The organism is Ruegeria sp. CH6 (assembly GCF_056537005.1).
Genome location: NZ_JBQFQS010000009.1, coordinates 44,032 through 65,602, shown reverse-complemented (window position 1 = coordinate 65,602; position 21,571 = coordinate 44,032). Strand labels below are relative to the sequence as shown.

Here is a 21,571-nt window from a genome sequence, read left to right as displayed (position 1 = left end):
CTGATCCTCCATTTGGTAAAATAATATTACCAATTTCTTCATCTGGCAAGTTCTCACATCAGGACGTACTGTCGCGCTCATGACCTGGATCGACCGCGCCCTGTTGTTTTCACCACTCGATTATCTGGCCATCCTGCTGCTTTTGCTGGCATGGCAGGGAATTGGCTGGCGTATCGAGAACCCGACCGCACAAAAACCCTCGGTTTCCATGATGATGGACGACTTCCGCAGGGGCTGGATGCAAGAGATGGTCACCCGGCAACCGCGGATGTTTGATGCTCAGGTTGTTGCGGCAATGCGTCAGGGCAGCACGTTCTTTGCATCGACAACAATGATTGCGATTGGTGGTGGCCTCGCACTGCTGGGCAATACCGAGCGCCTCGCCGGGGTTGCGCAAGACCTTGCAATTGGCAGCGCCCCGGCAATGGTCTGGGAAATAAAGATCCTGATTGTGGTGCTGTTTCTGTCCAACGCATTTCTCAAATACGTATGGGCGCATCGGCTGTTCGGTTATTGCGCAGTAATTATGGCTGCTGTTCCAAATGATCCCGAAGATCCGCAGGCCTATCCCCGTGCAGCACAGGCAGCCGAAATCTGTGTGACAGCTGCCCGCAGCTTTAATCGTGCCCTGCGTGTCACTTATTTTGCCCTAGCTGCCATCGCTTGGATTTTGGGGCCTCTTGCTTTGATACTCACGACACTCATCACGCTTGGTGTGCTTTATCGACGCGAATTTGCCTCTCATTCCCGCGGCATTCTGATGAGCATGCCTCCGAACACAGAGACGTGATCGCCATTTCGCACCTGAATCCGTAGGTTGCAGACTATGCGTTATCTGATTCTCAGCGCCTTGCTCGCGACCCCCGCCCTTGCCGATCCGTCCGTGATCGAAAACGTTTCAGCCAGCCGTAGTGGAGACACCTGGCGTTTCGATGTCACGATCCGCCATCCCGATACGGGTTGGGATCACTATGCCGACGGCTGGCGGGTACTGGACATGGATGGGAATGAACTAGGTATGCGTGTCCTGCATCATCCGCATGAGAATGAGCAGCCCTTTACGCGTTCGTTGGGTGGAGTCACCATTCCGGACGGCATAACTCAGGTACAGATTCAAGCCCGTTGCAGTGTCGACGGATGGGATACCGAAACAACGCTGGTGCAGCTTAACTGATCTTCAAAACACGCCCAGACTGAGACCCGCAGCTAAGGCTGCTCCGATCTCTGCGCATTTCTCAAGCTCGTCGTTCCGGATTTTCTTTTCCGCCAGAATCGCCTCCGGCGTTTGTGCATGTGTGCAAATGATCAGCGGTGGCTGTACTTCTTTCAACCTCCAGCCTGTCGCAATCCGCGCAATCTGACGGGCCGCATTCTCGCCGTCTGAACCTGCGCAGACCATTTGCGCGTAGGGTTTGCCTTCGATCTTGCCCAAAACGGGATAGTAGCTGCGGTCAAAGAATTCCTTCATCAAACCGGAAATGGCAGCAAGATTTTCGGGTGCACAGAAGATGTACCCATCCGCCAACAGCAAATCTTCTGGTCCGGCCTGATCCGCAGGCTTTAGAACAGTATCCGCTTCTTCTTGCGCAGCTTTGGCCGCTGCTTCAGCCATTTGCCGACTGCCGCCCGTACGTGAGTGATAAACAATCAAAAGCTGCGACATGTCAGACCCGGTGGTAGGGACCGCCGGAAAGGATGGTTGCGGCCCGGTAAAGTTGCTCGGCCAGCATCACACGGACCAACATGTGGGGCCAGACCATGGATCCGAATGAGATGGAAAAATCCGCCTCTGCCCGCAGACTAGGGTCTATTCCGTCCGCGCCACCGATGATCAGCGCCAAATCCTGACGCCCGGCATCACGCCAGCCACCCAGTTTCTTGGCAAAATCCGGCGAGGACATCACCTGCCCTCGTTCATCTAACGTACAAATCACTGCACCCTTGGGCAGCGCCTTGCGCAGCAACGCGGCCTCGGCACCCATACCTGCATTTTTCTTGTCTTCAACCTCGATCACCCGCGCAGGACCAAGGCCCAGCGCACGGCCGGTCCGGTCAAATCGGGTCAGATAATCATCAAGCAGGGTCTTCTCCGGTCCGGCACGCAATCGCCCGACCGCACAAATGCTGATACGCATATTTCTCTCGCCGCCGGCCTGTTAATGCAGGCCGGGATGACGCCTCAGTTGGCTGAGGCGCTGCCGCCCTGAGGCAGCCACATCTTTTCCAGCTGGTAGAATTCACGCACTTCGGGGCGGAAGATATGGACGATCACGTCGCCCGTATCGATCAGCACCCAGTCGCCGGCATCCTTGCCTTCGACCTTCGAGGTGAAACCGAATTCCTGCTTGATGCGATCCGTCAGCTTTTCCGCCATGGCCGAGACCTGACGGGTCGACCGACCCGAGGCAATCACCATGTGATCCGCAACAGAAGACTTACCTTGCAGGTTGATCTGCACGACGTCTTCGGCCTTGTCATCGGAAAGTGAGGAAAGGATGCGTTCAAGCAGCTTGTCGCTGATTGACTGAGAGTGGGCCATTACACCGGCCCCATCTTCGGCGGGCAAACCCGCCTGTGTATGTAGAGACAGGACATAGTCCTCCTTTGCTGCGCGCCATGAAACCCCGGCGCCGGGGTACTAATAAGGTAACAAGGGGAATGCAACATTTCAATGAACGGACGCTTCTGGGTCCGCACGCGCAGTCACTCTTTGGCGATCTGTTGCGCGACTGCGTCGTCGGACAACAGCCGAACCTCTCGCTGCGGGAAGGGGATAGAGATACCTTCTTCTTTGAAAGCGTCCCAGAGGGCGAGATAGACATTGCCGCGGATATTGGTCAGCCCTTTGGTTGGATCGCTGATCCAGAACCGCAGAACATAGTCCACGCTGCTATCGCCAAATCCGGTGATGTGGCAGACCGGCTCATGCGTTCCACCGCTCAGCACGCGCGTGACGGCTTTTACCGACCGGATCGCGGTTGCACGCACCTGATGCGGATCGTCGTCATAGCTGGTCCCGAAATCCAAATCGAGCCGCACAAAACGGTCTGAATGCGACCAGTTCACAACCTGATTTGTGATCAGATCCTCATTCGGGATCAGATACTCCCGCCCGTCCCGCGTCACCACTGAGACATAGCGCGCGCCCAGCGCATTTATCCAGCCAAACGTGTCGCCCAGCGAGATCACGTCGCCCGGCTTGATCGACCGATCCATCAGGATGATGATCCCGGAAATCAGGTTCGACACCACTTTTTGCAAGCCAAAACCGATGCCCACACCGATCGCACCGGACAACAACGCAATACCGGTCAGGTCAAACCCAAGGGTGCGAATTGCAGCCAGAAAAACCGCGCCATACAGAAGCACCTGAATGCCCTTGGCCAGCAAAACCTGCATAGATGGGGTGATGTCGTCATTGCCCTTCAATCCGCGTTCTGCAGCGCGCGTGCCCAGCCGGGCAAGCGTCAGCAGTATTCCGATCAGCAGTACTGCCTTGATGATGCCGAGTGCTGAAATGTGCAGGTCGCCAACCGAAATCGCCACTCCATCCAAAAAGTCGGCCACATCGTCCGTCAGATTCAACGCAACCAGCGTTGCATAGATCCACATCGACCACTTGAATATCCGTCTGAGTGTTCGGTTGCGCACCAGCCGAGCCACCATTGCAATGACAAGCCAGGCCACCGCCAAGGTTGCAAACACGCCGATCAGATAGCTGCGTGACGGCCAGGTGACTTGCTGCATCACCAGATACAGCCCCCAGGACAGGATCACGAAATAGACAAGTGTCAGGCGACGCATCAGTTGGACCAGTGTCCGCAACCGCCATTTCGGCCAGCCCGTGCGCGCGCGCGCCCAGGCCTCCCATCGTTTTTGCGTCAGCAGTCTCAGGATGAATGCCAGCGCCCATAAGAACAGGATGATGATCAACTGGTACTGTCGCCACCCCGGTGTCACGACCAGTTCAATCAGGTTCTCAAACTGCGAGGAAAAGGCCAAAGCCATGTTTTCATAAAGATCAGACAGCGATTCCGGCAACAGATCCTGGTTCATGCGCATCTCCTGCTGGTTAGCTTGGAGACCGATGCGCCCTGATGCAAGCCCAAGCTACCGGTCTACACGTATGCGGGATTGATCCTTGATTGACGCGAAGCTGCGATATATCTGAGGCGCATGAGACTCAATGTGGCCCAACTCCAGAATCTGGAAGACCGCGCGCGGTTGCGTGAACGGTTCTTTGGGGCTGCCCGCACGGTCCTGGCCCGCCTATCGGCGGCCTGAGCCACCTCGCCAGCTATTTCTCATTACATACGGGAGAGGACCTATGTCCCCCAAAACGCTCTATGACAAGATCTGGGATGCCCATGTCGCGCACGAAGCCGATGATGGCACCTGCCTGCTTTATATCGACCGCCACCTGGTGCACGAAGTCACCAGCCCACAGGCCTTTGAAGGCCTGCGCATGGCGGGTCGTAAAGTACGTGCACCGGAAAAGACCATCGCCGTCCCGGATCACAACGTGCCCACCACACCTGACCGGGTGAACGGGATCGAAAACCCGGAATCGCGCATTCAGGTCGAAGCGCTGGATAAGAACGCCAAGGATTTTGGCATTCACTACTACCCTGTGCATGATGTGCGTCAGGGCATCGTCCACATCGTCGGCCCCGAGCAAGGCTGGACCCTGCCCGGCATGACCGTTGTGTGTGGCGACAGCCACACCGCCACCCACGGCGCGTTTGGTGCGCTGGCCCATGGTATCGGTACGTCCGAGGTTGAACACGTTCTGGCCACGCAGACTCTGATCCAGAAGAAGTCCAAAAACATGAAGGTGGAAATCACCGGCAAACTGCAGCCGGGCGTGACCGCCAAGGACATCACTCTGGCCGTTATAGGCGAGACCGGTACTGCTGGCGGCACCGGCTACGTCATCGAATATTGCGGCGAAGCGATCCGCGATCTGTCGATGGAAGGCCGCATGACCGTCTGCAACATGGCGATCGAAGGCGGCGCACGCGCGGGCCTGATCGCCCCTGACGAGACCACCTTTGAATATGTCAAAGGCCGTCCCCATGCACCGAAAGGTGCCCAGTGGGAAGCGGCGATGGATTGGTGGAAAACGCTCTATACCGACGAAGACGCGCATTTCGACAAGGTCATCACCTTGCGCGGCGAAGACATCGCACCCGTCGTCACCTGGGGTACCAGCCCCGAGGACGTGCTGCCGATCACCGCAACCGTGCCTCATCCAGATGATTTCGAAGGCGGCAAGGTCGACGCGGCCCGCCGTTCCATCGAGTACATGGGTCTGGAAGCCGGTCAGAAGCTGAGCGATGTCGAGATCGACACCGTCTTTATCGGGTCCTGCACCAACGGTCGTATCGAAGACCTGCGCGCTGCGGCTGAAATCCTTAAGGGCAAAAAGATCAAGGACGGTCTGCGCGCCATGGTCGTGCCGGGCTCGGGTCTTGTTCGCGCTCAGGCCGAAGAAGAAGGCCTTGCCGAAATCTTCAAAGAGGCCGGATTCGAATGGCGTCTGGCGGGATGCTCGATGTGTCTGGCGATGAACCCCGATCAGTTGCAACCGGGCGAGCGCTGTGCCGCGACCTCGAACCGCAACTTCGAAGGCCGTCAGGGCCGGGGCGGACGCACCCATCTGCTGAGCCCCGCGATGGCTGCCGCTGCGGCAATCACAGGACGGCTGACAGACGTACGGACTCTGATATGACGCACGTGTTTGCAGGGACGTGCCCGATCTGCGAGCAACCGTCAAAATTTCGTTCAGAACACGATTGGCTGCGCGATTTTCTTCTGTGCTCAAATTGCGGATCCTTGCCGAGAGAACGTGCGCTGGCCTGGTGCCTTCACCACTTCATTCCGGACTGGCGTTCCATGGTGATCCATGAATGCTCACCTGCCGAACGAGGCATTTCAGTTCGGATGATGAAAGAAGCCCCCGGCTATATCGGCTCGCACTATTATTCGGATGTGCCGCGCGGTCAGAAGAATGGTCGGTATCAGTCGGAAAATCTTGAGCAACTGACCTTTGAGGACAACTCGATCGACATTCACTGCCATTTGGACGTTTTGGAGCATGTGAATGATCCCGGTGCATGTTTTACCGAAATGATGCGAACGCTGAAGCCTGGAGGGTTCATAATTTTCACCACCCCGGTTTATGAAACCAAAGCCACGACAGAGAGGCGCGCCTGGATCAGGGAAGATGGTGTGGAGCATCTGTTCGAGCCAGAGTACCACGGCAATCCGATCGACAATGAAGGCGCCGCGGTGACGTTCCACTTTGGCAACGACCTGTCCAGCCTGATCCTGAACTGGGCGCCGGGTGCATCGGTGCGTCAGGTCAGGTTGAACGACGCCAGAATCGGCGTACTGGGGGAGTTTCGGGATGTTTTTGTCGTGCAAAAACCCGACCCGAACCCTCCGGGATTTGTGACCCGAGTGCGCAATTGGCTCAGGTGAAGATGTGCTAAGTCACTCCAATCGACATTGCAGCCCGCGTGATGGCGCGAGACGATACAAGAGAGAGTTAAGGATGGTTGGCAGAAACATCGAATCTAACGTAAGCTACCCTCATATCTAGATATTTGAGGGAGAGACTGAAATGAGTGATTGGGTCAAATGGCTCCTGCTGGGGCTACTATCCATAGCGTTTGGCATCTTTGTGCTGGGCGCACCTGTTGTTGCATCCATTGCAGTAACAGTGGTGACTGGCGTGCTGCTGCTGATATCAGGCGTGCTGCAGGTTGTTGGCGGCTTCACCGTTGAAGGTACGGGAAATAAGATCCTGTCCTTCATCATGGGTGCCGTAATGCTGTTTCTCGGGTGGTCGTTCCTCGATAACCCACTGGAAGGCACACTGACGCTGGCGACGGTGGTTCTGATCCTGTTCATGGCAGGCGGTATTGCCCGGATCTTCCTCTCATTTCAGATGCGCGGAACGTCTTTTTTCTGGCCCACACTGATCTCGGGCATCTTGTCGATCATCCTCGCAGGTATCATCTGGAGTTATGCCGCAGAAGAACCTGCGGTACTGTTCCAGCTTCTTGGTATTTTGCTGGGCATCGAGATGCTGTTCAACGGGTTCGGTTTGGTCTTCATGGCGTTCTTCGTCAAAAACGCACCTAACGAAACGACAGAAGCGAAAGAAGCTTAAACGCGGGGCATGGGCGCGGCCCTCTCCCGCAGGAGTGTGAATATGGAAAAGTTTGACAAAGTCCACGGGGTGGCCGCCCCAATGCCGCTGATCAATATCGACACAGATATGATCATTCCGAAAGTACACCTGAAAACGATCAAACGGTCCGGCCTTGGCGTCGTGCTGTTTGACGAGATGCGCTATCACGATCATGGCGGCGAGAATGAGGAGTTTGTTCTGAACAAACCCGCTTATCGCAATACCGAGATTCTGGTGGCCGGCGACAATTTTGGGTGTGGTTCATCACGGGAACACGCCCCTTGGGCAATCAAGGACTTTGGCATCAAGGTCGTAATCTCGACCAGCTTTGCTGACATCTTCTTCAACAACTGCTTCAAGAACGGCATCCTGCCCATCGTGGTCGAGGAAGAGCACCATGTGATCCTGATGGACGACGCCCACAAGGGCGAGAACGCCCGCATGACCGTGCATCTGGAAGATCAGCAGATCACTACATCAGATGGCGTCGTGATCGAGTTTGAGATCGACCCGCATCGCAAACACTGCCTGCTGAATGGTCTGGATGATATCGGCCTGACGATGGAAAAAGATCACCACATCGACAAGTTTGAAGATCATGCAAGTCAGGCCCGTCCCTGGGTTTGATTCTTGGCATATACAACTTAAGAGGGTCGCTTAGGCGGCCCTTTTCTTATTCTTGGGTGTAAAATATAAGCAACCACAACATGTAGCGGTGCATTCTGAATACACGTCATCTATGCGTCATCAATGATGCAAAGCCGCACCAGTTTTGCCATCATTTTGCCCGAAATCAGGTGTTTCCTGCCGCTTGGCTTGAGGTTTGAGCGGATAACCGCCAGTGTTGGCGCTAAATTGGCAACCGTCGAAATGATGGGCACAAGTTGGAACGAAGTCGGCGAAGAATCGACTAGTCCAGTTTGAAAGGGTTCGGATAGTGATTGCACGCACCACGGGGGCGGCGATACGCGGATTATTGGTGGCACTTCTTGTGCTCACCCCTGCGTTGTATCTCCCGACATCGACGTCGAATGGGACCGAGATTGTTGTCTTTCTCGCCATCCTCGCGTTTATCCTGACTTTTGCTGAATACAATTCGGCCTTTCCCAGCTTTATTGAATTCCGTGATGCGCCCCCGGTGAATCGCCTGCGTTTTGTCGGGCTGATGTCGATGGTGTCGTTCCTGACGCTCATCTGTAAAAACGCCTACGCTCCGACAGATTTGACCAGTTCGATTTATTCCGTTGGCCTGGCCGTCGCTGCCGTGGTCGACTTTCCGTATTCACCCGTTCGATTGGTGGTATTGATGTTGCCCGCAGGTGCAAGTCAGCCGTTGATTGAATTGGTCCGGATTTCTGCCAGCGTCGCTTATGTGGCTGCTTTGGTGACGATCGCCAGCTTTGCATACGCGGTAAAAATGCGCGGTTGGCCAGTTGGAAATGGCGCGTTCAATGTCTGGACCAATCTACCGCTTTTCGACCCGACCAAAGGTGGAGACGTGGTCACGCGTCTGCGCAGGGATGGAAAACTGAACATTTCGCTTGGCGTTCTGCTGCCTTTCCTGATTCCGGCGCTGATCAAGATTACAACCGACTATGTAGACCCCCTGTCGCTAAGTAATCCACAAACACTGATCTGGACATTAAGCGCCTGGGCCTTCCTGCCCGCCAGCATGATCATGCGCGGCATGGCAACGCTCCGTATTGCGGGTTTGATCGTCGAAAAGCGCCGCGCCTATTCTACTGCCGAGACAACTCAGACTGCATGATCCGGTACCTGATCCTGTTGCTGCTGCCCCTGGCGGCACAGGCGGACCCCCTGCGCGTAGCAAGCTTTAACACTGAACTCAGCCGCGATGGGCCTGGTGTGCTACTGCGCGATATTGAACGTGATGATCCGCAGGTCATAGCTGTTGTCGGTGTCCTTGCAGCAATGCAGCCCGATGTAGTCGCGTTGCAGGGTATAGACTGGGACTACAACAATCTCGCCCTCACAGCGCTAACTGCAAAACTCAAAGCTGCGGGACTGGATTATGCCTACAGCTTTTCAGCGCAGCCAAATTCGGGATCAGCCACAGGCGTTGATCTGGATGGTGATAGCAAATCCGAGGGACCGGGTGACGCGCAGGGTTGGGGGCGGTTTACCGGCCAAGGTGGTTTGGCTGTACTCTCGCGCTTCCCAATCCTGACAGACGATATCGCTGATTATTCAACGACCCTTTGGAGGGATGTGCCTGGCGCCCGGCTTCCGGTCTCAGACGGATTGCCGTTTCCATCTGAACAGGCGCAATCGATCCAGCGGCTCTCATCAACAGCGCATTGGGTAATACCAATTGATGCGCCCGGGGGCAGGTTTGACTTGATGACCTTTCACGCCAGCCCACCGGTCTTTGACGGACCTGAGGATAGAAACGGCTTGCGCAACCGGGATGAGATCCGGTTTTGGTCGCTTTTGCTTGATGGCGATATTGGTACAGCCCCAGCCGGCCGGTTTGTGATCGCCGGGGATGCGAATCTCGACCCCAACCAAGGTGATGGTCACAAAGGCGCAATCCGGAATCTCTTGGCCGATCCGCGATTGCAGGATCCTGAACCCCGAGATTCAAAGGGGTCTGCAACAACGGTGATCTGGAAAGGCGTTGGCGAAATGCGCGTTGATTATGTACTGCCTTCAGCCGATTGGCAGGTGGAGCGTTCGGGGATCTACTGGACTGATGAGACAGGGAAACAGGTCGAGACTGCCGCCACTGCAAGCAGACATCGCCTGATCTGGGTCGACCTATCAATCCGACAAAACTAGTGCGCCTGCTTCACCACCTCTGCTTTCAGGGGCCTGTTCGGTGACAAACCATCTGCTGGTTGCAGAATGGGGGGGATTGAGGTCGACAAGGCGACCTCCAGATCCGTCGATTGAAAATCGCCAACCAGCTCGTCAAAAAAACTCCCGTCCAGTCGATGCGGAACATCCCAAAGATAGCGCATCTCAAGCAGATGCGGAGCTAACCGCCAGAATGGGCGGGCAAGCCGAAGAGGCCACCATTGCATGCGCTTCAATGTTAGCTCTTTACCGGTGGCCCGTGAAAGCCCACGCATCAAGTCGTTCCCTGTCAGTGTGTAACCCGCAAATGGAACGTCACTGAACCGTGGCAGTTCCGCCCTCATCTCAGCCAGTGCAGCAGCCGCACGCGCAAGATCGGGCAGGTAGGCCCAGGCATGAGGAATTTCGGGGTTACCGGGATACACAAACCGGCCACGTGCAAGCTGCTTGATCATGACCTGATCGAACCAGTTTCCCGATGCTGTAGTGTCGATGAAGTCTCCGGCCCTCAAAACAATGGTGCGAACCGACGAGGCGCGGTAGGCTTCCTCCATATCGATCCTGATCCGCCCAAGGGGGTTGGTGGCCATATGGGGTGTAGATGCCGACCATGGTCCGGGCGTCTCGGCCCCGAAGACATAGACATTCCCCGGAACGATCACTGTGGAGCCACTGGCTGAGGCAGCCTCGATCACCTGCCGGTGCAGGTCCGGCACCATTTTGGCCCAATCGGGGTAAAGCGGGTTCCAGCCATTCACGATCACATCCACACCTTGCGCGGACATCATCAGATTGTCGGTCTTGCGATCAAAACGGCGTACGTCCCAACCGGCGCTGCGAAATGCGTCTTCGGCATTCCGGCCAAACCGGCCAGAGGCCCCCAGAATAAGAACTGATTGAGTCATGACGCCCTCCTTTTGCCTCGAACTTAGGCATTCATCAGGTTTGGGGAATTGTCGAATTTCGCAGATCATGTATTCATCTGTGTATGGACAGAACACTTACTCTCTCAGACTGGTCATTGATCCAAAGTTTTCTTGCGGTTGCAGATTCCGGATCGCTGTCAGCAGCTGCCCGAGAGCTTGGGCGCAGCCAGCCCACGCTGGGTCGCCAGATTCAAATCCTTGAAAGCGAGTTGGGTGTTTCTCTCTTTGACCGCCATGCCCGGGGCTTGAAACTCAGTCAGGTGGGTACGCAGCTATTGCCAATGGCGCAGCAAATGCACGAAGCAATGAGCGCTTTCAGCCTGACCGCCGCCGGGCAATCCCAACAACTCGAAGGGTCTGTCAGGATCACAGCTTCGGTTTTCGCCTCGCATCATTTGCTTCCCCCGATTCTGGCCGAGATCCGTAAACAAGAACCCGCGATACAGTTAGAACTTGTCGCGACAGATGTGACAGAGAACCTGCTTTATCGCGAAGCGGACATCGCCGTGCGTATGTATCGTCCGGAACAGATGGATATCATCTCTCGCTATCTTGGGGATGTTCCTTTGTGTTTTTGTGCTGCTATATCCTATCTGGACCGCGCCGGGCGCCCGACGACACCTCAGGAACTGTTTGACCATGATCTCGTCGGATTCGACGCCAACGAAGAGATCATTTCAAAGATGCGCGAAAAGGGATGGCCTGTTGGCAAGGACAGCTTTGCCACGCGATGCGATCTGCAAAGCGCATATTGGGAACTGGTCCGGGCAGGCTGCGGTATTGGCTTCAGTCAGGTAAAGGTCGCCCAGGCTGATCCGGACGTAGAAATCCTGCAACTGGATGTCGATATCCCTATTCTGCCCGTTTGGCTTGCTGCGCCTCAGGCGATGCGCCAGACCCCACGCATACGCAGGGTCTGGGATCTACTGGCTGAAGGGTTGAAGGCCAGCCTCTGAGCGTATTCAGAGCGCGCCTGTGTACGTGCCACGCGGGGGATACTTGTTGTCCAGCGCGTATTTAATTCCACCCTTGATGTCGGCGATGGATGGGCGGCCAAACGGGGTCGATTGCTGCCACGCAAAATAAAGCGACCGGTCAGGTGCGATATAGAAATGTCCCGGCTCCGCAAAGAATGGCGCCTCAGCCGTACCTTCACGACCCTTGGACAAGTACAGGCCCCAGTCATCTCGCGCCGCCGCTAATGGCAGGCTGTGCCCGACACGCAAACGCGAAGTGCCCGCCTTCTCGACTGTTTCGGCCGCGCGCTCGGCAGTGTCGGTGCTCAGCACGATCACTTCGATGCCCAGATCCGCGAAGTCATCCAACGCCGCTTCGACCTCACCCATCTGGCGGATACAGATCGGGCAATGCAGGCCGCGATACTGAATCACCAGCGTCCCGTTTTCACCTTTGTCCGCATCCAGATCAAAGCTGCCATGTGCCACGGTTTCGATTTTCAGTTCAGGAACGGGATTTCCCGGTATCAACATGTGTTTTCCTCGTGTTTTGGCCGGATCGTCTCATTGACCCGATGCGGCGCAGACGCTAGGGCCTTTGCTGTAAAACGCAAGGAGACCCTTCATGTCCAACCCCTCGCTCCTCATCCTGCCCGGAGACGGAATTGGCCCGGAAGTTATGGCCGAAGTGCGCAAAATCATCGATTGGTTCGGCGCCAATCGCGGACTTCAATTTGACGTGAGCGAGGACCTCGTAGGCGGTGCAGCCTATGATGCCCATGGTAAGCCACTATCGGACGAGACCATGGCCAAGGCGCAAGAGGCAGATGCTGTTCTGCTGGGTGCCGTAGGTGGACCGAAGTATGACGATCTGGACTTCAGCCTCAAGCCCGAGCGCGGACTGCTGCGCCTGCGCAAGGAAATGGACCTGTATTCGAACCTGCGTCCGGCTCAGTGCTTTGACGCGCTTGCCGATTTCTCGTCGCTGAAAAAGGATGTGGTGGCCGGTCTGGACATCATGATCGTGCGCGAACTGACTTCGGGTGTTTATTTCGGCGAGCCGCGTGGCATCTTCGAAGAAGGCAACGAGCGTGTGGGCATCAATACCCAGCGTTACACCGAATCCGAGATCGAGCGCGCAGCACGTTCGGCTTTCGAACTAGCCATGCGCCGGGGCAAAAAGCTCTGCTCGATGGAAAAAGCCAATGTGATGGAATCAGGTATCCTGTGGCGCGAAGTCGTGAATCGTGTCGCGGCTGATTATCCTGAGGTCGAGCTGTCTCACATGTATGCCGACAACGGCGCGATGCAACTGGTTCGCGCACCCAAGCAGTTCGACGTGATCCTGACCGACAACTTGTTCGGTGACATCCTGTCTGACTGCGCCGCGATGCTGACCGGATCGCTGGGCATGCTGCCATCCGCCTCGCTGGGCGCACCGATGGCCAATGGTCGACCAAAGGCGCTGTATGAGCCCGTACACGGTTCCGCTCCGGACATTGCTGGTCAAGGCAAGGCGAACCCAATCGCCTGTATCCTCAGCTTTGCGATGGCGCTGCGCTATAGCTTTGATCAGGGTGAAGAGGCAGATCGCCTAGAAGCCGCCGTCGAGAAAGTTCTGGCTGATGGCGTTCGCACCGGTGACCTGCTGGCGGATGAGGGTGTCGAGCCTGTTTCAACCACAGAGATGGGCGATGCGATCGTTGATGCGCTGAACGAAAGTCTCTGACCCAATAGGCAGGCAGCGCAACACGCGCTGCCTGCCTTTCAGGCGTGAACATCAGTTCCCGCCGAAAATATCCTTCAACAGATTATCGACCGCCTTGGCAAATCCGCCGCCACCTTGCCGGCGCCGTTGCTGTGTTGGTTGTGCCACTTGAACCGGCGGCTCTGGAGCCAGCATGGGCAGTGGTGTCGGGGTCATCCCTTCAGTCACGCGCAGCATGGTCTCTCTCCAGATTTCAGCTGGCAATCCGCCACCGGTCACGCCCGACAAGGGTGTGTTATCGTCATAGCCCATCCAGACACCGGCCACGTAATCCGCCGTAAAGCCGATGAACCAAGCATCCCGTGCAGCCTGTGTTGTCCCAGTTTTACCTGCCACCTGCCATCCAGGCAGCTTCGCCCGTTGTCCGGTGCCCTGAGACACGACGCGCTCCATCATCCATGTCAGCTGTTTGGCGGCATCATCCCGGATCACACGCTCTCCGATCCCGGTTGTCGTCACCATGACCGGTGTCTCATCTCCCAGCAATTTCAGCTCGGTCAGACCGTAGGGTTCCACCGATGAGCCACCATTCAGGATACCGGCATACGCCCCCGTCATCTCGATCAGAGTGCTTTCTGACGCGCCCAGCGCCAACGCCGGCCCCTCGGCCAGATCGCTGGCAATTCCGAACTGACTGGCGACAGTCCGGACATTGTCCAGACCCGAGATATCGGCCACCTTCACCGCTGGAATATTCAGCGAGTTCTTCAACGCATCGGCCAGTGTCACACGCCCATAATATTTGTTGGTGTAGTTCTTTGGGCACCACTGACCCGATCCGGGGATGTTCCAACAAGTGGGCTCATCCATCACTGTATCCAATGGCGAATACCCCAGTTCCAGCGCTGTCGCGTAAACAAATGGTTTGAAGGAAGAACCGGTCTGGCGCAAAGCTTGCGTGGCCCGGTTGAATGCGCCTGAGACGCGGGTCTTTCGACCGCCAACCATGGCGCGCACGGCACCGTCGGCCGACATTACAACAATTGCAGCCTGCGCCTTGGACCCTTCGCGAACCTTCTCCTGAAATATGAACTGCAGGGCCTCTTCAGCAGATTTCTGCAGGCGCTGGTCCAGAGTGGTCCGGATCACCACATCTTCGGTTGTATTGCGGGTAAAGAACTCGGGCCCGCTGGCCATGACCCAGTCGGCAAAATAGCCGCCAGCCCTTGCAGCTGCGGCCTCTGACAACTGCGCCGGGTTACTACGCGCTGTGCTGGCCTGAGAGGCGGTCAGATATCCCTGATCCTCCATCAGTCCAATCACAAGGCGTGCGCGATCCTGTGACCGCTGCAAGTTATTGGTGGGGGCATAGCGCGTCGGTGCTACAAGAAGCCCGGCCAGCATCGCAGCCTCAGACGGATTAACCTCGGCCGCCGATTTACCAAAGTAACGCTGGCTTGCAGCTTCGAAGCCACGGGCGCCCGCACCAAGGAATGCGCGGTTCAGATAAACAGTCAGAACCTCATCCTTAGAGTATTTGACCTCCATCGCCATCGCATAGATGGCTTCTTTGGCTTTACGCCACAGCGATCCCTGACGGCAGTCTGCCTCATAGGCTGCCTCGGATTCCCATTGATCCGGCTCATATGGCACACCCAAGCACAGCAACTTGGCTGTCTGTTGCGTGATGGTCGAGCCGCCATGCCCTGACAGAGGTCCACGCCCTTCGCTCAGGTTGATGCGAACGGCGCTGGCAACACCACGCGGACTGACGCCAAAGTGCCGATAGAAACGCTTATCTTCGGTCGCAATCACCGCGTTCTTTAAGTGGGGCGAAACCGTATCCGCAGTAATTACACCGCCGAACTGGTCCCCGCGCCATGCAAAGACCTTGCCATCGCGATCCAGCAACGTAACCGATCCGCGCGCACGTCCATCCAACAGGGCATCCACATCCGGCAGAGATGAGTAAACGATCCCCACCGCGAGCGCGATGAGCAGTGCTGCAATCGCCCCGACACGCCAGGTCAGGCCCCAGATCAGTCGCCAGATCCAGCGGAACAGACGGCGGAAGATCCCTCCGCCATTCCCACCAGAGCCCTTACTGGTTTTCTTGCGTGCGGTCTTGCGCGTTGTTGTTTTGCGCGCAGTCGCTTTCTTGCCCGCCGGTTTGGCAGCACGTTTGGACGCCGTGGGCTTGCGCCCTTTCGACGGGTATCTTTTGTCCGCGACCAGTGTCGCTTTGCGGCGCTTGGACTCAGTCATGCTCAACTCTGCCCGATTATGCTTTTGCGTCACCATACCGTGGCTGCGCGGGCATGTAGAGGTGTGATTTTCCGGTATTTCCCCTCTCACATGCGCCTAATTTTTGAACATATCACACGTTTTGTGCAAAAATTGTGCAACTTCACGCTGTTTTACCCGGCGTCGAATGGCTGAGTCCGTTCCTTACGACGTCAGGTCGCGCTCTTTTTCTGCAGGTGCAAACAAACCGGCCTGCCCGGAAAGCAGAGGGGAAAGACGTGAAACTGATCATTGCGACAATCAAGCCGTTCAAGCTGGAGGAGGTGCGCGAGGCACTGACCGATGCAGGGGTGCGCGGCATGATGGTGACCGAGATCAAGGGCTTTGGCTCGCAATCGGGACACACGGAAATCTATCGCGGGGCTGAATACGCCGTGAACTTCGTACCCAAGATCAAACTCGAGATCGTGGTGCCCGCCACCATGGCTGACCAGATCGTCGAGACCATCACCAAAACCGCCAAAACCGGCAAGATCGGTGACGGCAAGATTTTCGTCCTTGATGTCGAGCAGGCCCTGCGCGTGCGGACCGGGGAAACGAACGAAGAGGCGCTGTAAGCGCCGCCACTCAAATCATTCGAGGAAGTCACATGAACCTGATGAAATCTCTCATCCCTGCCGCCGCGATCGTCGCGTTGCCGCAGATGGGCCTTGCGCAAGAGGCTGCCGCTGGCGAGACCGCACAGCATACGCAATACATCCTGACCTCGCTGCTGTTTCTGGTCGGCGGCTTTCTGGTGTTCTGGATGGCCGCAGGCTTCGCCATGCTCGAAGCCGGTCTGGTACGCTCCAAGAACGTGGCCATGCAGCTGATCAAGAACATGGGCCTGTTTTCGTTTGCGGCCATCATGTACTGGCTGGTTGGCTTCAACCTGATGTATCCGGGCGATGGCTGGACCATCACAGGCGTTCTTGGCGCGTTTTCGCCAACATCTCTGGAACCCGTTGGTCTCGACGGTGTCGAGACCGATCTGTCCTACGCTTCAGTAGGCTCGGATTTCTTCTTTCAGCTGATGTTCTGCGCCACCACCGCATCGATCGTTTCGGGCACCGTGGCCGAGCGGATTAAACTGTGGCCCTTCTTCATCTTCGTGATCGTCCTGACCGGCATCATCTATCCGATCGAAGCGTCCTGGCAGTGGGGTGGCGGCTGGCTGTCCGAGATGGGCTTTAGCGATTTCGCAGGCTCAACCCTGGTGCATGCCGCAGGTGGTTTCGCAGCGCTGGCGGGTGCCATTGTGCTTGGCCCTCGTATCGGCAAGTACAACAAGGATGGCAAAGTGGTTCCGATCCCCGGCTCGAACCTCGCGCTGGCAACCCTGGGTACGTTCATCCTGTGGCTGGGCTGGTTCGGCTTTAATGGCGGCTCGCAGCTTGCGATGGGCACCATTGGTGACATGGCCGACATCAGCCGCATCTTCGCGAACACCAACATGGCCGCCGCAGCGGGTGCCGTTGCAGCGCTGATCCTGACACAGCTGATGTATGGCAAGGTCGACCTCACCATGGTTCTGAACGGCGCACTGGCCGGTCTGGTCTCGATCACCGCCGAACCTCTGGCTCCGTCGCTGTTCCAGGCGCTGATCATCGGTGCCGTCGGTGGCGTAATCGTTGTCCTGACCGTTCCAATGCTGGACCGCATGAAGATCGACGACGTCGTTGGCGCAATTCCGGTTCACCTGATCGCGGGCTTCTGGGGCACTTTCATCGTGGCGTGGACCAATGGTGATGCATCCTTTGTGACCCAGATCATCGGCTTCGCTGCCATCGGTGTCTTCGTCTTCGTTGTCAGCTTCATCCTGTTCTCGATCCTCAAGGCAACCGTTGGCCTGCGGGTTGGCGAGGAAGAAGAGATCAACGGTCTGGATATGGGCGAGTTGGGTATGGAAGCGTACCCTGAGTTCTCGAGAAGCTAAAGCCATCTCAACTTGAGCAAATGAGTACGCCGGGCCTCAAGGTCCGGCGTTTTCAGTAAAGCGAACTCACGTCATACAGCCAGGCGTCTTTTTTCTGTCCGGCGAACCGGCCCAGAGCAAACAGTTTCGTCATATAGTCCTTATCGAAGGCTTCTTCGGGCTGAACATCAAACTCGACCGGTATCCACGTCAGGTTTGTCACCAAACCGTCCCTCGCGCCCTGTTCAACGATCCGCTCGATATCTCCAATGCTCTGCGCCCTGATCAGCAATTCGAACGCGCGCTGAGCAACGGCAGTGGCATTTTCAGCCTGCGGCGTGTAGTGCGCCTCAAGCTTCTTGTTGTGAATTACCCAAATGCGATTCTGACGCCCGCTCAGGCCTGAACGCCTGAGCAGTTTGCGCATTTCTATCCCATGTGGATAGGCAAACACCTCGCGCGTGAGACCGCCATCGACATGCAGTTCTTCGCGCAGGATGTCACCATCGGTGACCGGGATGGAAACGGGCTCAAACACAACAGGGATAGAGGCAGAAGCCAGCACGACCTGACGAATTAGCTGGCGCGATTCTTCGGTACCGATCATCGCGATAGCGCCGATGTCCCAGGTTACCGGACGTTCGGCGTCGATGTTTGTCGTTCCGACAAAAAGACGGCGACCTTTGGCATGTTCCTGCGCAATCTTGTTGATCACGTCATCTGAAAGCTCACGCTCGATTGCCGCCCGCAGAGGGGTCGTTTTCGCAAGAAACCCCTTGCCGAACAAGGCACCACCAAGGTCAAGGCGCACAACATCCCGCGTCGTGGATTGCGTATAGAACCGTTCGATCCGATCGTCGTACTCAGGTCCGAGAAAGGCAAATGGTGCAATCAACGCACCCGTAGAAATTCCCGTGACAATGTCAAATTTTGGTCTGTTTCCCGAGGTGGTCCAACCGTTCAGCACACCGGCCCCATACGCCCCGTGCTGCCCCCCACCCGAGAGGGCAAGGATGTTCACGCCGCGGGTTCGGGGAACCTGTGTCAGAGCAGCGCGATAGCTGGCGATGCGGGCCGGGTTGGATTGCGAGAATTCATCTTCGTATTCTCGGACGTCCTGATCTGCGCTGGCGGGATAGAATTGCTCGTACCGGTCGGCAGGCGGAGCAATCTCATCCCTTGGATATGAAGCTTCACAGGCCGCAACAGCAAGTATTGAGGCGACCAGACATATAGAACGGAGCGACTGCAAGACAGAGATCCTATCCGGAGTTTGTGACAACGGCTTCCGGACAGGACCGTCTGCCTTTACGTGCGCTTTTGTTCCACCGTGACGGAGTTGTTATGCTCCAACATCAACAATCGCCTGAGCCAGAATTGGGACCGTCGTCGCGTTCAGCCCGGCAATGTTCATGCGGCTGTCACCGACCATGTAAATACCGTGCTCAACGCGCAGCTTCTCGACCAGTTCAGGCGACGCACCAAGACGCGAGAACATGCCGCGATGCTGTGCAAGAAATCCGAAACGGTCCGAGCCGCTCAGCCGCTGCAGCTCATCGGCCAGTTGCTGGCGCAGACCCAGCATTGACAACCGCACCTCTTCCAGCTCGGTCGCCCAGTCTTCGCGCAGTGCCTCGTCCATCAGGATCGTGGTGACAACACGCGCGCCGTGGTCCGGTGGGAACGAATAGTTCTGCCGGTTCAGGAAAGCCAGCGTTCCCTGATTCAGAGCTGTTTGCCCTGCATCCGCACTGACAGCCATCAGCAGACCGGTCCGTTCACGATAGACACCAAAGTTCTTGGAACATGAGGCGGCGATCAGGCATTCCTTGACCGACGAGGCCACCAGACGCGTGGCTTGAGCGTCTTCAGTCAGACCATCACCGAAGCCTTGATAGGCAATGTCGATCATTGCAACGAGGCCGCGCTCGTTGATCAGGTTAACCACTTCCTGCCATTGCACCATGTTCAGGTTTGCACCTGTCGGGTTGTGGCAGCATCCATGCAGCAGGACCACGTCACCTGCATTGGCAGTTTTGAGGTCTTCGATCATGCCATCGAAATCAACACCGCGGGTTTCACCATCGAAATAGCGGTACTGCACTGTTTCGATGCCCAGATAGTTCAGGATCGACAGGTGGTTTGGCCATGTTGGGTTCGAAACGAAAACACGTGCCGAAGGATTGGCCATACGGATCAGTTCGAACGCCTGACGACATGCACCTGTCCCGCCCGGTGTTGCCACAGCAGCGATATTGCCGCGCGGAACTGATGTACCCAAAATCAGGCCAATCATCACGTCGGCAAAAGCCGGATCGCCCGCAAGCCCGGTATAGGCCTTGGTTTCCTGTTCTTCCCAAATGCGTTTCTCGGCTGCCTTCACCGCACGCTTGATCGGTGTCAGGCCATCAGCGTTCTTGTAAACACCGACACCCAGGTCGATCTTCTGGTCGCGCGGATCCTCGCGATACATTTGCATCAGCGCCAGAATCTTGTCAGCTGGCTGCGGCTTGAGAAATTCGAACATCAGTTCTCTCCGGTTGCGACGGGCAGGGTCGGGAAGGCACCCCATTCGGCCCAGGAGCCGTCATAAAGCGAATGGTCTTTTTTGCCGATGCGCTCAAACGCAAGGCTGAGGATGGCAGCAGTCACGCCTGATCCGCAGGACGTGATGGCCGGTTTGGTCAGGTCTACGCCCGCGGCTTCGAACACTGCACGGCAATCCTCGGGCGATTTCATCGTACCGTTCTTGTTCAGCAAATTGCCAAAGGGTACATTGCGCGACCCCGGGATGTGGCCCGAACGCAGACCTTCGCGCGGCTCAACCCCGGTTCCGGCAAAGCGGTCGGCAGAACGCGCGTCAATAATTTCATGATCCGCCAGCTTGGCTGCAGCCGATACCTGAGTCACATCGCGCACCAGATGGTTTTGAACCCGAACGGTCATGTGGCGATCCCGGATCACCGGGGGCAAATCCTCGATCTCACGTCCTTCGGCCTGCCACTTGGGAATGCCCCCATCCAAGACAGCAATGTTCTCTTGCCCCATTAGGCGAAACAGCCACCAGACCCGTGCAGCAGACATCAGCCCGGCGCCATCATAGACCACCACCTGATGTCCGTCGCCCACACCCATGGCCCGCAGGCGTGACATGAATTTCTCGACCGGAGGCGCCATGTGCGGCAGGTCCGAACGGTGATCGGAAATGTCATCGATATCGAAAAACCGTGCACCGGGGATGTGACCGGCCTCATACTCGGCCTTTGCGTCTCGCCCCTGCTGCGGCAAATACCAAGACCCGTCCAGAATCCGCAGATCCGGGTCCTTGAGATGAGCGGCAAGCCATTCGGTAGAAACGAGGGTTTTCGGATCGTCCTGCATCAAAGCCTCCCCTAAGCGAGCTTGAGTTGTCCCTATACGCGCGTTGATGCGGGTTCAAGACTGGATGGCGCTACCAATCCAGATCATGTCGCATTCAATTGGCGCGGCGCAATCTGATGAACTGAACTATCCCGATGATGCTGATCACGATCCAAAAGCATTCGATGAGCATCGAAGCCAGATTGAAGTTCTGCAACAGCGAGTAAACGATCAGAACGGACCCGGCCAGATTGAGGATCGGAAAGGCCAGATCATCGGAATTCATCATCCGCATCTGTGTCGCAAAGTAAGCGGCCACAACGACCATGGCGCCAAATGAGCCGACAGCGTCGGCCAAAGTCAGACTGTCAAGAAAAGCGGCCATCGCCTGCCTCCGGATGGAATTGA

General features: G+C 56.7%; 24 protein-coding genes. 13 read left to right on the top strand and 11 right to left on the bottom strand.

What is annotated here, in order from left to right; translation table 11 throughout:
* Positions 1-79: 79 nt before the first annotated feature.
* A complete protein-coding gene (locus ACR0CW_RS16700; RefSeq protein WP_480788654.1) occupies positions 80-790 on the top strand; it encodes a DUF599 domain-containing protein in 711 nt (236 codons plus the stop codon).
* Between the two features lie 36 nt (positions 791-826).
* Positions 827-1,174, top strand: coding sequence for a hypothetical protein (locus ACR0CW_RS16695; protein WP_480788653.1), 348 nt, complete (start codon positions 827-829; stop codon positions 1,172-1,174).
* Between the two features lie 3 nt (positions 1,175-1,177).
* Here ACR0CW_RS16695 and ACR0CW_RS16690 read toward each other — a convergent pair whose 3' ends face one another.
* The 4 genes from ACR0CW_RS16690 to ACR0CW_RS16675 form a co-directional block, all read right to left on the bottom strand.
* Positions 1,178-1,663 carry an NAD(P)H-dependent oxidoreductase gene (locus ACR0CW_RS16690; protein ID WP_155146760.1) on the bottom strand — a complete coding sequence of 162 codons (486 nt, stop codon included), beginning with the start codon at positions 1,661-1,663 and terminating at the stop codon, positions 1,178-1,180.
* A 1-nt stretch (position 1,664) separates the two neighbouring features.
* Positions 1,665-2,135 (bottom strand): 23S rRNA (pseudouridine(1915)-N(3))-methyltransferase RlmH, encoded by a 471-nt coding sequence (gene rlmH, locus ACR0CW_RS16685; protein WP_480788652.1) that lies wholly within the window; start codon positions 2,133-2,135, stop codon positions 1,665-1,667.
* Between the two features lie 44 nt (positions 2,136-2,179).
* Entirely contained in the window at positions 2,180-2,539 is a 360-nt protein-coding gene (rsfS, locus tag ACR0CW_RS16680; protein WP_058276550.1) for a ribosome silencing factor, read from the bottom strand.
* A 164-nt stretch (positions 2,540-2,703) separates the two neighbouring features.
* Entirely contained in the window at positions 2,704-4,056 is a 1,353-nt protein-coding gene (locus ACR0CW_RS16675; protein WP_480788651.1) for a mechanosensitive ion channel family protein, read from the bottom strand.
* 120 nt (positions 4,057-4,176) lie between these two features.
* On the opposite strand from ACR0CW_RS16675, the gene ACR0CW_RS16670 reads away from it, so the two are divergent.
* The 7 genes from ACR0CW_RS16670 to ACR0CW_RS16640 all read left to right on the top strand — a co-directional run bounded on the left by ACR0CW_RS16670 (position 4,177) and on the right by ACR0CW_RS16640 (position 9,997).
* On the top strand, positions 4,177-4,284 hold the full coding sequence (locus tag ACR0CW_RS16670) for an isopropylmalate isomerase (RefSeq protein WP_155146764.1): 108 nt from the start codon (positions 4,177-4,179) through the stop codon (positions 4,282-4,284).
* 43 nt (positions 4,285-4,327) lie between these two features.
* Positions 4,328-5,731, top strand: a complete 1,404-nt coding sequence (gene leuC / locus ACR0CW_RS16665; RefSeq protein ID WP_170336592.1) for a 3-isopropylmalate dehydratase large subunit — start codon at positions 4,328-4,330, stop codon at positions 5,729-5,731.
* Positions 5,732-5,835: 104 nt separating this feature from the next.
* On the top strand, positions 5,836-6,483 hold the full coding sequence (locus ACR0CW_RS16660) for a class I SAM-dependent methyltransferase (RefSeq protein ID WP_480788650.1): 648 nt from the start codon (positions 5,836-5,838) through the stop codon (positions 6,481-6,483).
* 142 nt (positions 6,484-6,625) lie between these two features.
* On the top strand, positions 6,626-7,177 hold the full coding sequence (locus ACR0CW_RS16655; protein ID WP_155146770.1) for an HdeD family acid-resistance protein: 552 nt from the start codon (positions 6,626-6,628) through the stop codon (positions 7,175-7,177).
* 42 nt (positions 7,178-7,219) lie between these two features.
* The gene (gene leuD, locus ACR0CW_RS16650) at positions 7,220-7,825 is read left to right on the top strand and encodes a 3-isopropylmalate dehydratase small subunit (protein ID WP_480788649.1); all 606 of its coding nucleotides are present in this window, start codon (positions 7,220-7,222) and stop codon (positions 7,823-7,825) included.
* A 310-nt stretch (positions 7,826-8,135) separates the two neighbouring features.
* Positions 8,136-8,966, top strand: coding sequence for a hypothetical protein (locus ACR0CW_RS16645; RefSeq protein ID WP_480788648.1), 831 nt, complete (start codon positions 8,136-8,138; stop codon positions 8,964-8,966).
* Complete coding sequence (locus ACR0CW_RS16640; protein WP_480788647.1) at positions 8,963-9,997, top strand: endonuclease/exonuclease/phosphatase family protein; 1,035 nt, start codon at positions 8,963-8,965, stop codon at positions 9,995-9,997. The genes ACR0CW_RS16645 and ACR0CW_RS16640 overlap by 4 nt, the downstream gene beginning before the upstream one ends.
* On the opposite strand, the gene ACR0CW_RS16635 is transcribed toward ACR0CW_RS16640, so the two are convergent.
* Complete coding sequence (locus ACR0CW_RS16635) at positions 9,994-10,920, bottom strand: Rossmann-fold NAD(P)-binding domain-containing protein (protein WP_480788646.1); 927 nt, start codon at positions 10,918-10,920, stop codon at positions 9,994-9,996. The genes ACR0CW_RS16640 and ACR0CW_RS16635 overlap by 4 nt on opposite strands.
* A gap of 83 nt (positions 10,921-11,003) precedes the next feature.
* On the opposite strand from ACR0CW_RS16635, the gene ACR0CW_RS16630 reads away from it, so the two are divergent.
* Entirely contained in the window at positions 11,004-11,897 is an 894-nt protein-coding gene (locus ACR0CW_RS16630) for a LysR family transcriptional regulator (protein WP_480788645.1), read from the top strand.
* A gap of 6 nt (positions 11,898-11,903) precedes the next feature.
* Here ACR0CW_RS16630 and ACR0CW_RS16625 read toward each other — a convergent pair whose 3' ends face one another.
* Positions 11,904-12,431, bottom strand: a complete 528-nt coding sequence (locus ACR0CW_RS16625) for a redoxin domain-containing protein (RefSeq protein ID WP_155146778.1) — start codon at positions 12,429-12,431, stop codon at positions 11,904-11,906.
* 91 nt (positions 12,432-12,522) lie between these two features.
* Between ACR0CW_RS16625 and leuB the strand changes: the two genes are divergently transcribed.
* Positions 12,523-13,626, top strand: a complete 1,104-nt coding sequence (gene leuB / locus ACR0CW_RS16620; protein WP_480743429.1) for a 3-isopropylmalate dehydrogenase — start codon at positions 12,523-12,525, stop codon at positions 13,624-13,626.
* A 51-nt stretch (positions 13,627-13,677) separates the two neighbouring features.
* Here leuB and ACR0CW_RS16615 read toward each other — a convergent pair whose 3' ends face one another.
* The gene (locus ACR0CW_RS16615; RefSeq protein WP_480788644.1) at positions 13,678-15,870 is read right to left on the bottom strand and encodes a transglycosylase domain-containing protein; all 2,193 of its coding nucleotides are present in this window, start codon (positions 15,868-15,870) and stop codon (positions 13,678-13,680) included.
* Between the two features lie 257 nt (positions 15,871-16,127).
* On the opposite strand from ACR0CW_RS16615, the gene ACR0CW_RS16610 reads away from it, so the two are divergent.
* Both ACR0CW_RS16610 and ACR0CW_RS16605 read left to right on the top strand, forming a co-directional pair.
* Positions 16,128-16,466 (top strand): P-II family nitrogen regulator, encoded by a 339-nt coding sequence (locus ACR0CW_RS16610; RefSeq protein WP_170336579.1) that lies wholly within the window; start codon positions 16,128-16,130, stop codon positions 16,464-16,466.
* A 32-nt stretch (positions 16,467-16,498) separates the two neighbouring features.
* Positions 16,499-17,824, top strand: coding sequence for an ammonium transporter (locus tag ACR0CW_RS16605; RefSeq protein WP_170336577.1), 1,326 nt, complete (start codon positions 16,499-16,501; stop codon positions 17,822-17,824).
* A 52-nt stretch (positions 17,825-17,876) separates the two neighbouring features.
* Here the strand turns inward: ACR0CW_RS16605 and ACR0CW_RS16600 are convergent, their stop codons facing one another.
* The 4 genes from ACR0CW_RS16600 to ACR0CW_RS16585 all read right to left on the bottom strand — a co-directional run bounded on the left by ACR0CW_RS16600 (position 17,877) and on the right by ACR0CW_RS16585 (position 21,548).
* Positions 17,877-19,055 (bottom strand): patatin-like phospholipase family protein, encoded by a 1,179-nt coding sequence (locus ACR0CW_RS16600; protein WP_480788643.1) that lies wholly within the window; start codon positions 19,053-19,055, stop codon positions 17,877-17,879.
* A gap of 90 nt (positions 19,056-19,145) precedes the next feature.
* Positions 19,146-20,330 carry an amino acid aminotransferase gene (locus tag ACR0CW_RS16595; RefSeq protein WP_480788642.1) on the bottom strand — a complete coding sequence of 395 codons (1,185 nt, stop codon included), beginning with the start codon at positions 20,328-20,330 and terminating at the stop codon, positions 19,146-19,148.
* Entirely contained in the window at positions 20,330-21,184 is an 855-nt protein-coding gene (gene sseA, locus ACR0CW_RS16590) for a 3-mercaptopyruvate sulfurtransferase (RefSeq protein ID WP_480788641.1), read from the bottom strand. Before sseA ends, ACR0CW_RS16595 begins: the two co-directional genes overlap by 1 nt.
* 94 nt (positions 21,185-21,278) lie before the next feature.
* The gene (locus ACR0CW_RS16585) at positions 21,279-21,548 is read right to left on the bottom strand and encodes a CBU_0592 family membrane protein (protein ID WP_170336569.1); all 270 of its coding nucleotides are present in this window, start codon (positions 21,546-21,548) and stop codon (positions 21,279-21,281) included.
* Positions 21,549-21,571 lie beyond the last annotated feature (23 nt).